This window comes from Rhizobium sp. FKY42 (assembly GCF_005222835.1).
GTDB lineage: Bacteria > Pseudomonadota > Alphaproteobacteria > Rhizobiales > Rhizobiaceae > Neorhizobium.
In genome coordinates, this window is sequence record NZ_STGA01000073.1 from 1 (window position 1) to 15,391 (window position 15,391).

Here is a 15,391-nt window from a genome sequence, read left to right on the forward strand (position 1 = left end):
GGTCTCTCCACTACGATGTAGAACTCGTCCAGTCCTCCACCGTAGGTGGAGGTTTACTTTGATTGCAATGTACAACAGCCGCCCCTTGAGGCGGCTGTTGTCGTTTAGAGCGGGGTTCGATCTGATTGGATCACATTGTAAGGTAGAATCCGGGCGGTCCGGCCTGCCCGCTACCTGCATTCAGTTCAGAGAAGCACTCGCCGCAAACAGTTCGTTCTTGTCGTACAAAGCAAAGCGGTCAATCATGCCGACACTGGCTTGATTGAACACAAGAACCTGCACGTTGTGACCGGCCTGACAGAGCTTGTCTTATGACTATCGACGCTTCTTTGTGAGATAAAGAAGCGCCGGAGAGGACGGCCATCCTCTTCCGGCGATGGGGGAGAGAGCGTGGTATAAGAGAAAATCGTTCAGTTTGAGGAGTGAATCCACCGGTAGATCCAATATCCATCAGGGGTTCGCGACTTAAGGCACGGCGCACTTTATTGGATTTGATAGAGCCGCGCCTTCGATCTTTTTTTGCCGCATGGACGTTATCGTTCAATCGAGGACGACTGAACGCGACATGCCGTAGAAATGGACGATTCCGCCATACCCCTGGGGGACGCGGCGAATCTTTCTCTGCGGCAGCGTCGAAAAGGCTTCGTGGAAATAGGCTCCACAGCAGCCTCTCCTCCTATTCGCAAACAATCTGCTCAAGCCACGCCCGAAACCTGGTGGTGTTTTGACCCCTGAAACGACCTTGTCCAAGGCTTCAATTGTGGTGATATCAGGCAGATGCGCCTCGTGAGATCGACAGTGGTTCACCTGACGGCGTCGGCAAATCGAAGGACTGGATGGGTTCAGGCTTCAATCACACCATGAAAAAGGGAGGCGCTGTCAGCAACTCCCTGAAACATCTTTGGCCTCTGAAAACTTAGATCGAGCGAAGCGTCCAGTCCACGATATCGGCTCCCACCTTTGCGAAAGCGCGATTGATGGCACCAATAAACTTCGAATTGTCTTCGCCGGAAACCGGTACAGCCGCTCGGAAAACATTCTGCGCCCGCACCGATCCGTTGCGATCGTTCAGAATCTTGACGGAGATCTCAACCTTCGCAGTCCGTGGTCCAGAGGTATCGATCTCAAACGAGCGAATATCCGCGACCACCTGATAATCGATAGCAAGGCCCTGCCCCGGCTTGCCGACACCTGCCAGCTTGCCCGAATTTTCGAATGCCTCAACGAGCTTGGACTGCACCATCTTCGGCAGCCTGTCACCCCATTGCGAATTCGCCAGATACTGGATTTCGGAGGGCGAGACGCGCACCACCACCTGCTCGCTATCCAGTGATTTCAGTGCGGTCGGCTCTGGCACGAGGATCTGCTTGCTCTTGGCAGATGGTCCCTGCGCCATCGGTGTGATCGACAAATCGAATGTATCGTTATTCGCTTTGGTGCCACAGCCGACAAGCAATAGAGCCATGACCGGAAGGGCGAAGAGGGCCTTGGGAATAGAGATTGCCGGAACCATCTGCACCTCGGTTCTATCAAATGTTCGCATCAGCGCCGCGTCCTGCCATCATATTCCTTCACCGTTTCCCCGCCAAAGATCAGGCGCTGCGGGTTCTGGTCGAAGTTGGTGATCGTCTCGTTAAGATTCTGAACCGCTTTGCGGGTATCGCCAATCAAGGTTTGAACATCGCGCAGGCCGGTATTGGAGAAGCGGGCAAGGTTATCCGCAATTGGGCCGATCCGAGAATTCAGATTGTCGGCGGTGGCGCGAATGGATTGCAGGGTTTTCTGCGCTTCGGCAAACAGACCCTTGGATTCATCGCCGCTGACCATCGTATCTACCTTGGCCAGAATGCCGTCGACACGCGTTGACGCCTGGTTCAGCTTTTGCGCCAACTGCGTGAAGTCCTCGATCGCCTTGTTGATCTCATCGCGGCGGTCAGCCACACCATCGACAACCTCGCGTGCGGAGGAAAGCGCGCTGCGCGCATCCGCTGTCGCGGAGGTGATGTTGTCCACCGCCGTGTTGACCTTCTTCGGGTCGACCGCTGCCAGCAACTGATCGGCACGCTTTAGAACCGACTGCGCCTCCTCGCTTGCCTTGTTGAATCCGGCAGCGGCATCACGCACTTCCAGCATGATGCCATCGATCTTGTCGGAAGACTTGGCAATATTGCCCGTCACGGTTTCGGCATTGGTCAGGATATTGTTGATCTTGTCCGGATTGACGGCCTTCACCAAGCCTTCCGCTGCAGCCAGTGTCGAATCCAGACGTTCCGAAACACGATTGAATGTGCCCGAAAGCGCTGAAAGGCTACGCAGGAAGTCGTCGATTGCATCCGAATTTGCACTCAGCGCACCGGTAAAGGCTTCGGCGTGCTGGATCGTGCGGGTCAGCGGACCGCGCGCATCCGTCACGAAACCTTGAATCTGGCCGATCGCATCGTCCGCGCGCTGCAAAATCTTGTCTGCGGTCGCCAGAAGGTTGGTCACGCTCGATTGATCCGCAATCAAAACTGCGGGACGCCCGTTATCCTGCGCCTTCTGCAACAGGTTGTCCTCGCCGGTCTTACCGCCTGACAGTTCGATATAGGCAGCACCCGTCAGACCCTGCACTTCCAGAACCGCTTTCGTCGAAGGGTACACCGGAGCGCTTGTCTGGACCTCTGTGAAAGCGATGGAATAGCGCGGATCATCCGGGTCGATATTCAGACTGCGAACGGAACCAACAGGAATGCCGTTGAACCGGACTGCAGAACCGACCGAGAGACCGTTTGCGGAGCCGGGAATACGAATGGCAAGCTCGGCCATGGGTCCGCTGCGGCCATACTGCGCCATCCAGTAGACGAAGCCGAATGCGGCAGCGACCACCAGCAGCGTGAAGAAGCCGACGAGGGCGTAATTTGCTTTAGTTTCCATGGGCGTTACTTTCCTGGCACCGCATGTGCGTCACCGTAGTCCGTCGTAACGGACCGGGCACGCTTTCCGTGGAAATAAGACTGAACCCACGCATCGTCGCAGGCCAGCATGTCATCCAACGTACCTTCCACCAGCACCTTTTTCTGCCCCAGAACCGCAATGCGGTCGCAAACAGAAAACAGGCTGTCTAGGTCGTGGGTCACCATATAAACAGTCAGCCCAAGCGTATCACGCAGCCGGGCAATCAGCATGTCGAACTCGGCGGCGCCGATAGGGTCAAGACCGGAGGTTGGCTCATCGAGGAAGACGAGATCCGGGTCGAGGGCGAGCGCGCGCGCAAGCGCCGCACGCTTGATCATGCCGCCGGAAAGCTCCGAAGGATATTTGTCAGCTGCATCCGCCGCCAGGCCCACCATGTCGATCTTGAGATAGGCCAGTTCATCCATGAGCGATTGCGGCAGATCGAGATATTCCCGCATCGGGAGCTGGATGTTTTCCTTCACGGTGAGCGAGGAGAAAAGAGCACCATGCTGAAACAGCACGCCCATGCGCATATCCAATGCCATGCGGGTCTTCACATCGGCCTTCTCGTAATCGACACCGAGAATGTGGATTGATCCCGAACTATGCGGGACCAGCCGCAGAACGGTGCGCATGAGAACGGATTTGCCCGTACCGGACGCACCGACGAACCCTAAAATTTCCCCGCGATAGACGTCGAGATCAAGGTGATCCAGCACGGTCTTGGTGCCGAAGCTGACGGTCAGATCCCGCACGGACAGGATCACCCGGTCATCATCCGGGTGTTTCTCTTCAGCCGTGGTATCGTCCTGAACTGCCATGCTCATCCTAGAAGTCGATTGCGGAATAAAAGATTGCGAATAGCGCATCCATCAGGATCACGACAAAGATGGATTTGACCACGGAGGCCGTAACATGCGTGCCGAGCGATTCGGCACTGCCGCCAACTTTCATCCCTTCGACAGCCGAAACGATGCCGATAGCAAGCGCCATGAAAGGCGCCTTGATCATGCCGGACGCGACAGACGAATAATCCACCGCCTCATGCAGCCGTGACAGGAAGGTCTGGAAGGTGATGCCGGAATAGACAAAAGTAACGATTGCCGCGCCGTAGAGCGCTGCAAAATTGGCGATGATCGTCAGCAGCGGCAAAGCGATGGTCAACGCAACCAGGCGGGGAAAAACCAGTACGCCGACGGGGTTGAGACCGATCACGGTCAGGGCGTCGATCTCCTCGCGCATCTTCATGGAGCCGATTTCGGCAGTGATGGCGCTGCCGGACCGGCCCGCGATCATGATGGCGGTCAAGAGAACGCCGATTTCGCGTAACTGCAGAATACCGACCAGATCAACGACGAAGAGTTCTGCCCCGAAATAGCGAAGCTGGAAGGCACCTTGCTGGGCAATGATCGCGCCGATCAGAAAGGACATCAGTACGATGATCGGTACGGCCCGCACACCCATCCGGTCGATATGCGTAACGACCGATGCAGGGGAAACGCCCGCGCCGCGCCCCCCCTTGAGCTGCGCGCCGCCGACGGCTGAGCCGAGGATGTGCAACCCCGCCAGCGCATCCTGCCCCAGGCTCCAGACGGCCTTGCCGGTCGGCTCAAACACGCGCTGGAACAATGTACGTTGATCTTTGTCGGAAGAAGGTCTTTTCAACCCGTCCTCCGGCAGGACGTCAACCAGATCGGACAGCGTCTTGCTTGCGCCGACCAGTTCCACATCGCGTCCTTCGGCCTGCTTGCCGTTGATCAGGCGCCGAATCAGCCAGGCACCGGACGTATCGACGGCTTCGATACCGGATGCATCTATTTCCAGTTTCCCCTGGCCTTGCTTCTGCTCGGCGGCCATGAGGTCGTTCAGGACCTGACTAATGCCGCGGTTGCGCCAGTCTCCAGCCAGAACGTAACGCTCAACACTCTCAGCCGTAGAGGTCATCTCAAGGGTTGCGGCCTGTTCATCGGCCGTCTTCGGCTTTGCCTGCATGTAGGGGTGCTCGATACGCTTTCGAAAATTGAATAGAACCTGTCGGCAATATATCCGCCAGTCTGTGAAATGCCATGGCACTAGAGCCCGAAATCACCCTCCAGTCACCCTAAAGCCACAGAACAATTTCAGGTTAGGCCTCCAATAGTCTGCAACTTCAACCTCTATCCATTTAAGCTTTCCAGGCTCGGCGTGAAACGGTCAATGTAATCAACAAACCGAAAGCTGCGACCGCGGACATAACGTAATAGGAATGCTGTCCGAGCGAATGATAGATCAAGCCTGACAGGAACGTAGACGCAGCCAGGAAGGCACCATTGTAGAAGAAGAACGTGCCTTGAATGGACGATTCCTGACTTTCGTGCACCACCTCGACGATCTTTTGCTGCATGCCGAAATGAAGAAACGCGAAACTGAGCGCGTGGCTACACTGCAGAAGGACGGAAGCCTCAAAGCTTAAGGGGGTCACAAACAGCGACCAGCGAATCACGGCAGCTACCGACCCGATCAGGATGAGACTGACGGCTGAAATATGCCTGACGATCCGTCCCGCGCAGAAAAAAAACAGGATCTCGGCAATGACGCCGGACGCCCAGAGAATGCCGATCTCTTGACCGCTGAAACCTATACCTTGCCAGTAAATTCCAGAGAACGCATAGTACATTCCGTGCGTGGACTGCACGATCGTACAACCGATCATGAGCAAGTTTAGACTTGAGCGAAACGGCAGACGGGCCATCTGCCGCATACCGGTCGTATCCGCCGTCGGCGCCGTCGGCGCCCTCATCGCTCTTCCCAGTCGCGGCGCCATCAGGGCAGCAGACAATGTCAGTAGATAGGTCAGCGCGGTCGCTTCCGGAACGATCCGGCCGGACAGATGCGAGATCGCCCAACCAGCGATCAGGGTCGAAACGACAAAACCAATTGATCCCCAGACACGAATGGTTCCGTAACGAAATCCCCAGCGGCGAACGCCCATAACGGTGATTGATTCAAGAACCGGCATAAACGGAGCAAAAGTTGCCCCCTGAAGACTGAAAATGATGAGGACTGTCCAGAAGCCACCGGCCCAGATCAGAAGCAAAGCGGTTATAAGGGAAAGCGCAGCAGAAACGATGAGCACGAAGACACGCTCAGCTATACGGTCTGCGAGGACGCCCGCCAGCGGCGCAGAGACAAGCCGAAGGATGATCGGGACAGTCAAAATAACGCCGATTTCGAATTCATTCAGTGACAGCGATTTAAGCCAGGCTGGAAAGAAGGGGAGCAGAATACCGTTCACGCTCATCGCCGCCGCATAGGCAAAGGCGCAACGCACGGCAAAGCCCGAAGGTGCGGAAGGAACGGCATTCTCGGCCACGGCGGGCTCCGGCGATTCTCGGGTGCAGAGATCGCCTGTCATAAAGAAATTGCGAATAATTGACAGCCCCGACCGCAAGGCTCACAGTAATTAAATTAGTAATTACATATATGGCTCATCTGTGTTGCGCAACGGCAATAGAAGATACGTAGGCACGGGCAAGCATGCAGGTGTCTTTCCGAGGCCTGCCCTATGCGGCCTGCATGTCCTCACGCTTGTCCTTGGGCATGGGCAATGCCTTGATATCAGCAGTCACGGCAATCTTTTGCCAGGAGATCAGCTCGAAGGTGCCATCCATATGCTCGGCAATGGCCGTGCAGCTTTCCACCCAATCCCCTGTATTGATGTAGCGAATGTCGCCGATATCCTCCATCGTTGCGTGATGGATATGACCGCAGATGACGCCGTCCACGTTGTTGCGGCGCGCCTCCTCGGCAACGACGTTCTGAAACTCGCCGATGAAATTGACCGCCTGTTTCACCTGCAACTTTGCCCAGGCCGAAAAAGACCAGTAAGGCAGATGCAGCTTGCGGCGAATGGCGGCCAGAACCACGTTGATTGCAATGGCCGCGTCATAGGCCCAGTCGCCCAGATAGGCTAGCAGTCGGATGTTGCGCACCACGACATCGAACTCGTCGCCGTGAAGAACCAGATACTTCTTGCCGTCTGCCGCTTCGTGGATCATGCGCTCGGCCACCTCGATGCCACCGAAGTGAACGCCGGGGAAGGAGCGTAGAAATTCGTCGTGATTGCCGGGAATGTAGACGATACGCGTTCCTTTGCGCGCTTTGCGCAAAAGCTTTTGAACGACATCGTTGCATCCCTGCGGCCAGTACCAGTTGCGCTTCAGGCGCCAACCGTCGACGATATCTCCGACAAGAACCAGCGTTTCCGCCTCATGGTACCGCAGAAAGTCGAGAAGAAAGTCAGTGCGCGCCGCTTTCGATCCCAGGTGGATATCCGAAATGAAAAGCGTCCTGAAGTGTCTGGTTTCCGTCGTCACAGTCACGAGATCTTCCTTTCGTCACACCGCCCCCATGCCACTCAGAAACCAGAGTCATTTATCAGGAAGATGACAGGTGACCGGGATAACGGGTTTTGCTGTCTCTCAAACGCCATGAGATGTGCCATCGGGCATTCGATACCCAAGAATTCAGTACTGTTCCAAGGCACGGATTGTTGTAAGAGACCACGAAGCACATGATAAAACGGAAGGAGCTGGCGATGGAGCAGCAGGGCAAGGATCAATCGGCGAAAGCAGCCCCACAGGCGGATCTTGATGAACAGGCATTGTTCTTCCACCGCTATCCGCGCCCCGGAAAGCTTGAAATCCAGCCGACAAAGCCTCTGGGCAACCAGCGCGATCTCGCTCTCGCCTATTCGCCGGGCGTTGCCGCTCCCTGCCTGGCGATTCGCGACAATCCGGAAGCCGCTGCCTATTACACTGCTCGCGCCAATCTGGTCGCAGTGGTTTCAAACGGAACTGCCGTTCTGGGTCTCGGCAACATTGGCCCCCTCGCCTCCAAGCCGGTGATGGAGGGCAAAGCCGTCCTCTTCAAGAAATTTGCTGCCATTGATGTCTTCGATATCGAAATCGCTGCCGAAACGGTCGACAGCATGGTCTCCACGATTGCCGCTCTGGAGCCCACCTTCGGCGGCATCAACCTTGAAGACATTAAGTCACCGGAATGCTTCGAGGTGGAGCGCCAGCTTCGTGAGAAGATGAACATTCCGGTTTTCCATGATGACCAGCACGGCACCGCCATCATCGTGGCTGCGGCGATCATGAACGGTCTGGAACTGGCCGGAAAGAACATCGAAAACGTCAAGATCGTGACGTCGGGCGCTGGCGCTGCCGCCCTCGCCTGCCTGAACTTGCTTGTTTCGCTGGGCGCTCGCCGCGAGAACATCTGGGTTCATGATATCGAAGGCCTCGTCTATGAGGGCCGCAACGTGCTCATGGATCCATGGAAGGAAATCTACGCCCAGAAGAGCGACAAGCGCGTTTTGGCCGAAAGCATCGGCGGCGCAGATGTCTTCCTCGGCCTTTCCGCCGCAGGTGTTCTCAAGCCGGAACTTCTGGAGCAGATGGCTGAAAAGCCGCTGATCATGGCGCTCGCAAACCCCACACCGGAAATCATGCCGGAACTGGCCCGTGCCGCCAGACCGGACGCCATGATTTGCACGGGTCGTTCGGATTTCCCCAATCAGGTCAACAACGTCCTTTGCTTCCCTTATATCTTCCGCGGGGCCCTTGATTGCGGCGCAACGACGATCAACGAAGACATGAAGATGGCAGCAGTGAAGGCCATTGCAGGGCTGGCGCGGGAAGAGATTTCGGACGTCGCGGCGCGTGCCTACGCTGATGAGACCCCTGTTTTCGGACCGAACTATCTGATCCCCTCTCCGTTCGATCCGCGTCTTATCCTGCGCATCGCGCCGGCGGTGGCCAAGGCAGCCGCCGAAACCGGTGTCGCGGCCCGACCCATTGCTGACTTCGACCAGTATCTCGACCAGTTGAGCCGCTTCGTCTGGCGGTCGGGCTTCGTCATGAAGCCTATCTTCAACAGCGCACGTGTGGCGGAGAAGAAGCGTGTCATCTTCTCGGAGGGTGAAGATGAGCGCGTGCTGCGCGCCGCCCAGGTTCTTCTCGAAGAAAAGACCGGCACACCGATTCTGATCGGTCGTCCATCGGTTATCGAGGCACGTTTGCAGCGATTCGGCATTCGCATCCGTCCCAATGTCGATTTCCAGGTGGTGAACCCGGAAGACGATCCGCGGTACCGCGACTATGTCGAGGAATATCTCTCGCTTGTCGGTCGTGCGGGCATCAACCCGGAGACGGCCCGCACCATCGTGCGTACAAACAATACCGTGATCGGCGCCCTCGCCGTCAAGCGTGGCGATGCGCATGCTTTGATTTGCGGCGTCGAAGGTGGCTTTGACCGTCATCTGCGCGATGTCAGCCAGATCATCGGCAAGCGGAAGGGTGTCTGCGCCTTCTCCAGCTTGAGCCTGCTGATCACACAGAAGGGTCCGGTCTTCTTCACGGATACCTTCGTGAACGACAACCCGACGCATGAGGAGATCGCCGAAATCACCATTCTGGCGGCTCAGGAAATCCGTCGCTTCGGCATTGTGCCGAAAGCTGCCCTGCTCTCGCACTCCAATTTCGGCAGCCGTGATTCCGAAAGTGCCCGCAAGATGCGCGCAGCACTGGAGATCATCCGCCAGCGTGCTCCCGACCTTGAAGTCGATGGTGAAATGCAGGCGGGTTCTGCCTTGTCGGAAAGCCTGCGCAAGCGTGCCATGCCCAACAGCGATCTTTCGGGCGAAGCGAATCTTCTGGTTTTCCCGAATCTCGATTCATCCAATATCTCGCTTGGTCTCGTCCGCACCATGATGGACGCGCTCCATGTCGGGCCCATCCTTCTGGGTGCAGCACAACCAGCGCACATTCTGTCTACCTCAGTCACGTCGCGCGGCGTTGTGAACATGGCGGCTCTTGCCGTTGTCGAGGCGTCGCATTCAGATTTTGCGGCACTCTCTTAAGCCTCACGCAGGGCAATTATGATATTATCAACCCGGAGACAGGAAACTGTTTCCGGGTTTTATCTTGTCATGGAGCAGGGAAGCGACGTTCATGCCTACTCGCCAGCTTTTCGCAGCAATCGTCCTGTTATTACCGGCGGCGGCATCTGCTGCGGATAATGCGGCGCGCTGCATGGCGCTGGGCAAGGAACTTGCAAGCACGCCCACCGTCATCGGCAGTACACAGACGGCCAATTCCCATGCGAAGGCGCTGAGCGATATCACGGCCGCCACACGAGAAATTCGCGCGGAAATGCAGCGCCTCCGGTGCGGCACCGGCAGCATCGTAACATTTGGCAGAAATGATCCTTGCCGGGATCTCGAACAACAATTGATGGATTCTGAACGCGATAGGCAGGCCGTGCTTGCATCGCGCACGGCACAGGGAAAGCTGGTGAATTCTCTCGGCAGGGATCCAGATATCATCCGCAAGGAAATGCTGCAGCTCAAATGCGGCGAGATCGACTATGCCAACGTTCCGGCATCGATCAATCCCGATGCTCCGGGCTCGGCCTCCTCCATTCAAAGAACGGATACGCAAAAGCCAGGATCTTCGGTGATCATGCTCGGGAAAGCGCGTCCAGCGCAGCCTAGGGATACCTCACCGGTGCCGCCGGTCCGGGAATGGAAGCCGGATCAGCCGGTTCGCACCGTTGGCCCGCTATTTTATCCGGACAGTCAAGACGCAGAGTTGAACCGGCCCGGCATAGAGCCGACACAGTAATAAAAAGACCCGGAAGTTACGGCATGTCCTGCCAGCGCTCCTCGCAAATGAGCTGCTCGAGATTGAGCCTTTGCCGCCAGCCTTTCACGGCTAGTTCCGGCTCTTGATATAGTTCGCGCACATATCCGATGCACAACCAGGCCACGATCTCGATACGCTCGGGAATTCCCAGAAGTGAGCGGACGTCTTCGTCCCGGAAAATACTGACCCAGCCAACACCAACGCCTTCGGCTCGCGCGGCAAGCCAGAGGTTCTGAACCGCACAGACGGTCGAGTAGACATCCATGCGCGGATTATGGGTACGCCCCAGCACCACCGGCCCGGCACGATCTGGATCGCAGGTCACGACTATGGACAGCGGCGCCTTGCGTATGCCCTCAAGCTTCAGGCTCCGGTATAGATCGCGTTTGCCATCGGCGAACATGGCTTCCGCTTCTGCATTGGCCTTGCTGAAGGCTTCCCAGGCTGCGCGCTTCGTTTCCTCTGACCGCAGCAGGATGAAACTCCAGGGCTGCATGAAACCAACCGAGGGGGCAGCATGCGCTGCCTCAAGCAAGCGCCGGATCACGTCATCTGGCAGGGGATCGGGTTGGAACTGATCGCGAACATCCCGCCGGGTATGGATAGCATCATAAACAGCTTTGCGGGCCTCGGGTCCAAACGCATCGGCGCGCATAAGGCCGGAGCCAACCTCTGCATTCCGCTCTTCGCTGATACTACTCCGCACACCGCTGCTCCTTTCATGTTGCACCCACGCGTCGATGGGAACCAGCCAATCCGTACAATTAAGAAATCTTCAATCTTTTGGATACACTCTCCCAATGAAAACAACTTAAAGGCGTCTATAATGTACGAATTTCTAGTTCTTGATGCAGTTTACGGCACTCTTCGGGAAGGCCAGCCGACACAGACCGCAACAGCCTATGTGAGAGACCAGCTTCAACAGGCGCTAAACACTTCGCCGGAAGTATTCATAACCAACGAGACGTTTGGAGTTGATCCTTGCGTGCATTTTGGAAAGCAATTCGCAGCAGTCGTTTCGGTCAACGGCCGGTTACAGTTCTTCGCTGCCGCTGAGGGACAGGCTATCGACTTCCGGTACTATGATGGCGTTCTGACCCCACCCCTCGATCAAAATAGCTAAAGCGTCTAGCGATCTTTCAGATTCGCTCCTGACGCTTAAGCCTCTGTTTTATCACATGTCGTTATAGCGAAACCGCGGCACACTTTTGCGTGGCCCATGTTATAGGACCGGCAAAGGCGTGGGCCATAACCTGGCCCATGCCACCTCACCGATCGCGGAAACGGTTGGTAATGGGATAGCGTCGATCCCGGCCAAAATTCTTCTTTGTGATTTTCACGCCCGGTGCGGACTGGCGACGTTTGTACTCCGCCAGATAGAGAAGATGCTCCACGCGATGGACCGTCGCCACGTCGTGCCCTCGTGCCAGGATCTGATCGACCCCCATCTCGCCCTCAACAAGGCATTCGAGAATATCATCCAGTACGGGATAGGGCGGCAGAGAATCCTGGTCCGTTTGGTTGGGGCGTAACTCTGCCGAGGGTGCCTTGGAAAGAATGTTGGCGGGAATGACTTCCCCATCGGGTCCAAGCGCCCCCTGCGGAACGTTCTGATTACGCCAGGCTGCCAACGCATAGACCTGCATCTTGTACAGATCCTTGATGGGGTTGAAACCGCCATTCATATCGCCATAAAGCGTCGCATAGCCGACTGACATCTCGGACTTGTTGCCGGTTGTCACCACCATGGCGCCAAATTTGTTGGAGATTGCCATTAGAATGGTGCCACGCGTTCTGCTTTGCAGATTCTCTTCCGTAATGCCTTCCTCGGTCCCTTCGAACATTTCCGAAAGCGCCGACAGAAAACCCTCGACCGGTTCGGAGATCGGCACAATATCGTAGTGCGCGCCAAGCGCCTTCGCGCATTCAGCCGCATCCTTAAAGCTCTCTTCAGAGGTGTAGCGATAGGGCAGCATGACTGTGCGCACGCGGTCGCTTCCAAGAGCATCTACGGCAATGGCCGCGCAAACAGCCGAGTCGATGCCGCCGGACATCCCAAGAACAACGGATTTGAACCCATTCTTGTTCACGTAATCGCGGAAGCCCAGAAGGCAGGCGCGATAGTCTGCCTCCTCCTGTTCAGGAATGGTGACAAACGGTCCGCTTTCACAGCGCCAGCCATCGGCAACCCGAATCCAATCCGTCGTCTCTAGTCCGGCCTCAAATTCCGCCATCTGGAAGGCGAGCGTCTTGTCCGCATTCAAACCGAAACTTGCGCCATCGAAAACCAGTTCGTCCTGACCGCCCAGTTGGTTGACGAAAATCAAAGGCAAGCCGCTTTCGATAACCTGCTTCAGCGCCACCTGATGGCGCACTTCCACCTTGCCACGATAATAGGGGGAACCGTTCGGCACGATAAGGAGCTCGGCTCCGCTTTCGGCCAGCGTTTCGCATACACCGAGATCGTTCCAGATCTCTTCACAGATTGGAACACCAATGCGCACGCCGCGAAAATTCACCGGGCCCGGCATCTCACCTTCGACGAACACGCGTTTCTCATCAAACTCGCCGTAGTTCGGAAGGTCAATCTTGTCCCGCAGTGCCAGGATCTTGCCGTTATCGACAATGGCAACCGAATTGTGACGACCCTTCTCGCTTTGACGCGGAAGGCCGATGACGAATCCCGGCCCACCATCCTTGCTATCCTCGACAAGCTCTTCCAGCGCCTTCCAGCACGCTTTCAGGAAAGCGGGCTTCAGCACAAGATCTTCTGGTGGATAGCCACTTAGGAAAAGTTCGGTGAAGACGACGATATGCGCACCGCTCTTCGCGGCATCGCGCCTTGCTTGGCGGGCGAGAGCAAGATTTCCCGCGACGTCACCGACTGTCGGGTTGAGTTGAGCGAGCGCGATACGGAAAGTCGAAGCGATATCCTGAGTCATGGCAATGATTTAGCGTGCATGGCAAAGCTCCGCAACGCGCATGGACACAAATAACGCTGCAAACACCAGCGGATCGAAACGACATCAAGCTCACAAAGTTGAGCAAATTTCTCCCAATTTTTTGAATTGCAAAGCTTTGCAACTACGCAACCTTTAACAGATTGGTAACACCACAACTATAACCTGATTTATAACAGAAAGAAGTTATAAACCTCGGATAAAGGTGCCCTTCCACTTTGACCCGAGTTCTGAGGCTCTGCCAGCACAGCCTCAAAAAGAGAAAGGCCGGTTCCCCCCACCGGCCTTTCCTTTTTTTCAAACTGTCCTGAGTAAGAGGATCAGGCGTTGACCGCCAGACGCTTTTCCTCACGCCCCGACTTCATACGCTCTGCCAGCAGGAATGCCAGTTCAAGCGCCTGATCAGCGTTGAGACGCGGATCGCAATGCGTGTGATAACGATCCTGAAGATCGCCAGCTGACACGGCACGGGCGCCGCCGGTGCATTCGGTGACATCCTTGCCCGTCATCTCAATGTGGATGCCGCCGGGATGAGACCCCTCCGAACGGTGGATCTGGAAGAAGCTTTCCACTTCCGACAGAACGCGGTCGAACGGCCGGGTCTTGTAGTTGTTCAGCGTGATCGTATTGCCGTGCATCGGATCGCAGGACCACACCACCTTACGGCCTTCGCGCTCCACCGCGCGAATGAGGCGCGGCAGGTGTTCGGCAACCTTGTCGTAACCGAAGCGGCAGATGAGCGTCAGACGGCCTGCCTCGTTGGTTGGGTTCAGAATGTCAATCAGCTGGAGCAAACCGTCGGCGGTCATGGATGGACCCGCCTTGAGGCCGATCGGATTCTTGATGCCGCGGCAGAACTCGACATGAGCATGATCGGGCTGACGCGTACGGTCACCGATCCAGATCATATGACCGGACGTCGCATACCAGTCGCCGGACGTCGAATCGACGCGCGTCAATGCCTCTTCGTAGCCCAGCAGCAGCGCCTCGTGGCTAGTGAAGAAATCAGTTTCACGCAGCGCAGGATTGTTTTCCGACGTGATGCCAACGGCCTTCATGAAGTCCATCGTTTCGGAAATGCGATCTGCAAGCTTCTTGTAGCGCTCACCCTGCGGGCTATCCTTGACAAAGCCCAGCATCCACTGATGAACGTTTTCGAGGTTTGCATAACCACCCATGGCGAAGGCACGCAAAAGGTTCAGCGTGGCTGCCGACTGGCGATAGGCCTTCAGCTGACGCTCAGGTGCGGGAATGCGAGCCTCGGGCGTGAACTCGATGCCGTTGATGATATCACCGCGGTAGGACGGAAGCTCGATGTCACCCTGCTTCTCGAAATTCGAGGAGCGCGGCTTTGCGAACTGGCCTGCAATGCGACCAACCTTGACCACCGGCTGCTGCGCGCCGAAGGTCAGAACGACGGCCATCTGCAGGAACGCGCGGAAGAAATCGCGAATATTGTCTGCGCCATGCTCCAGGAAGCTTTCCGCGCAATCGCCGCCCTGCAAAAGGAAGCCATTGCCTTCGGCAACATTGGCGAGGGACTTCTTGAGACGACGCGCCTCACCTGCAAAGACGAGTGGCGGGAACGTGGAAAGCTGGGCTTCCGTCGCCTTCAGCGCGTCCGCATCCGGATAATCCGGAACCTGCTGGATCGGTTTTTGCCGCCATGTGCTTGGTGTCCAGGTTTCTGCCATTGTCTTTCGTCCGTTTTGATTACGCAGTGCCTCATCGCACCTCGTTTGAAGTTGGCGGCTTATAAACCTTTGAGGCAGCCTTGCATAGAGCCAAAGGACCGGGACGAACCACCCT

Annotated in this window: 12 protein-coding genes; 3 read left to right on the forward strand and 9 right to left on the reverse strand. The window is 56.5% G+C overall.

The window, feature by feature from the left end:
• Positions 1-916 precede the first annotated feature (916 nt).
• The 6 genes from E8M78_RS21690 to E8M78_RS21715 form a co-directional block, all read right to left on the reverse strand.
• Positions 917-1,513: an ABC-type transport auxiliary lipoprotein family protein gene (locus E8M78_RS21690; protein ID WP_137137236.1), complete on the reverse strand. Its 597-nt coding sequence runs from the start codon at positions 1,511-1,513 to the stop codon at positions 917-919.
• 29 nt (positions 1,514-1,542) lie between these two features.
• A complete protein-coding gene (locus tag E8M78_RS21695) occupies positions 1,543-2,913 on the reverse strand; it encodes an MlaD family protein (protein ID WP_137137020.1) in 1,371 nt (456 codons plus the stop codon).
• A gap of 5 nt (positions 2,914-2,918) precedes the next feature.
• Positions 2,919-3,755, reverse strand: coding sequence for an ABC transporter ATP-binding protein (locus tag E8M78_RS21700; protein WP_137137021.1), 837 nt, complete (start codon positions 3,753-3,755; stop codon positions 2,919-2,921).
• A 7-nt stretch (positions 3,756-3,762) separates the two neighbouring features.
• Entirely contained in the window at positions 3,763-4,878 is a 1,116-nt protein-coding gene (locus tag E8M78_RS21705; protein ID WP_246658448.1) for an MlaE family lipid ABC transporter permease subunit, read from the reverse strand.
• A gap of 220 nt (positions 4,879-5,098) precedes the next feature.
• On the reverse strand, positions 5,099-6,286 hold the full coding sequence (locus E8M78_RS21710; RefSeq protein WP_170973513.1) for an MFS transporter: 1,188 nt from the start codon (positions 6,284-6,286) through the stop codon (positions 5,099-5,101).
• 190 nt (positions 6,287-6,476) lie between these two features.
• The gene (locus tag E8M78_RS21715) at positions 6,477-7,295 is read right to left on the reverse strand and encodes a UDP-2,3-diacylglucosamine diphosphatase (protein WP_137137024.1); all 819 of its coding nucleotides are present in this window, start codon (positions 7,293-7,295) and stop codon (positions 6,477-6,479) included.
• Between the two features lie 215 nt (positions 7,296-7,510).
• Here E8M78_RS21715 and E8M78_RS21720 point away from each other — a divergent pair, with 215 nt between their 5' ends.
• Both E8M78_RS21720 and E8M78_RS21725 read left to right on the forward strand, forming a co-directional pair.
• On the forward strand, positions 7,511-9,838 hold the full coding sequence (locus E8M78_RS21720; RefSeq protein WP_137137237.1) for an NADP-dependent malic enzyme: 2,328 nt from the start codon (positions 7,511-7,513) through the stop codon (positions 9,836-9,838).
• Positions 9,839-9,929: 91 nt separating this feature from the next.
• Entirely contained in the window at positions 9,930-10,601 is a 672-nt protein-coding gene (locus E8M78_RS21725) for a hypothetical protein (RefSeq protein WP_137137025.1), read from the forward strand.
• Positions 10,602-10,617: 16 nt separating this feature from the next.
• Here E8M78_RS21725 and bluB read toward each other — a convergent pair whose 3' ends face one another.
• Positions 10,618-11,277 carry a 5,6-dimethylbenzimidazole synthase gene (gene bluB, locus E8M78_RS21730; RefSeq protein ID WP_137137238.1) on the reverse strand — a complete coding sequence of 220 codons (660 nt, stop codon included), beginning with the start codon at positions 11,275-11,277 and terminating at the stop codon, positions 10,618-10,620.
• A 171-nt stretch (positions 11,278-11,448) separates the two neighbouring features.
• Here bluB and E8M78_RS21735 point away from each other — a divergent pair, with 171 nt between their 5' ends.
• Positions 11,449-11,745: a hypothetical protein gene (locus tag E8M78_RS21735; RefSeq protein WP_137137026.1), complete on the forward strand. Its 297-nt coding sequence runs from the start codon at positions 11,449-11,451 to the stop codon at positions 11,743-11,745.
• A gap of 145 nt (positions 11,746-11,890) precedes the next feature.
• Here E8M78_RS21735 and E8M78_RS21740 read toward each other — a convergent pair whose 3' ends face one another.
• On the reverse strand, positions 11,891-13,564 hold the full coding sequence (locus E8M78_RS21740; protein WP_137137027.1) for an NAD+ synthase: 1,674 nt from the start codon (positions 13,562-13,564) through the stop codon (positions 11,891-11,893).
• Between the two features lie 338 nt (positions 13,565-13,902).
• A complete protein-coding gene (locus E8M78_RS21745; RefSeq protein ID WP_137137028.1) occupies positions 13,903-15,276 on the reverse strand; it encodes a 3-deoxy-7-phosphoheptulonate synthase class II in 1,374 nt (457 codons plus the stop codon).
• Between the last annotated feature and the right edge of the window lie 115 nt (positions 15,277-15,391).

Excerpts from the sequence above, each read along its gene's own strand:
- E8M78_RS21720 (WP_137137237.1), top strand. The coding sequence starts at position 7,511 with ATGGAGCAGCAGGGCAAGGATCAATCGGCGAAAGCAGCCCCACAGGCG.
- E8M78_RS21695 (WP_137137020.1), bottom strand. The coding sequence starts at position 2,913 with ATGGAAACTAAAGCAAATTACGCCCTCGTCGGCTTCTTCACGCTGCTG.
- E8M78_RS21690 (WP_137137236.1), bottom strand. The coding sequence starts at position 1,513 with ATGGTTCCGGCAATCTCTATTCCCAAGGCCCTCTTCGCCCTTCCGGTC.
- E8M78_RS21700 (WP_137137021.1), bottom strand. The coding sequence starts at position 3,755 with ATGGCAGTTCAGGACGATACCACGGCTGAAGAGAAACACCCGGATGAT.
- E8M78_RS21745 (WP_137137028.1), bottom strand. The coding sequence starts at position 15,276 with ATGGCAGAAACCTGGACACCAAGCACATGGCGGCAAAAACCGATCCAG.
- E8M78_RS21705 (WP_246658448.1), bottom strand. The coding sequence starts at position 4,878 with ATGACCTCTACGGCTGAGAGTGTTGAGCGTTACGTTCTGGCTGGAGAC.
- bluB (WP_137137238.1), bottom strand. The coding sequence starts at position 11,277 with ATGCGCGCCGATGCGTTTGGACCCGAGGCCCGCAAAGCTGTTTATGAT.
- E8M78_RS21735 (WP_137137026.1), top strand. The coding sequence starts at position 11,449 with ATGTACGAATTTCTAGTTCTTGATGCAGTTTACGGCACTCTTCGGGAA.
- E8M78_RS21740 (WP_137137027.1), bottom strand. The coding sequence starts at position 13,564 with ATGACTCAGGATATCGCTTCGACTTTCCGTATCGCGCTCGCTCAACTC.
- E8M78_RS21725 (WP_137137025.1), top strand. The coding sequence starts at position 9,930 with ATGCCTACTCGCCAGCTTTTCGCAGCAATCGTCCTGTTATTACCGGCG.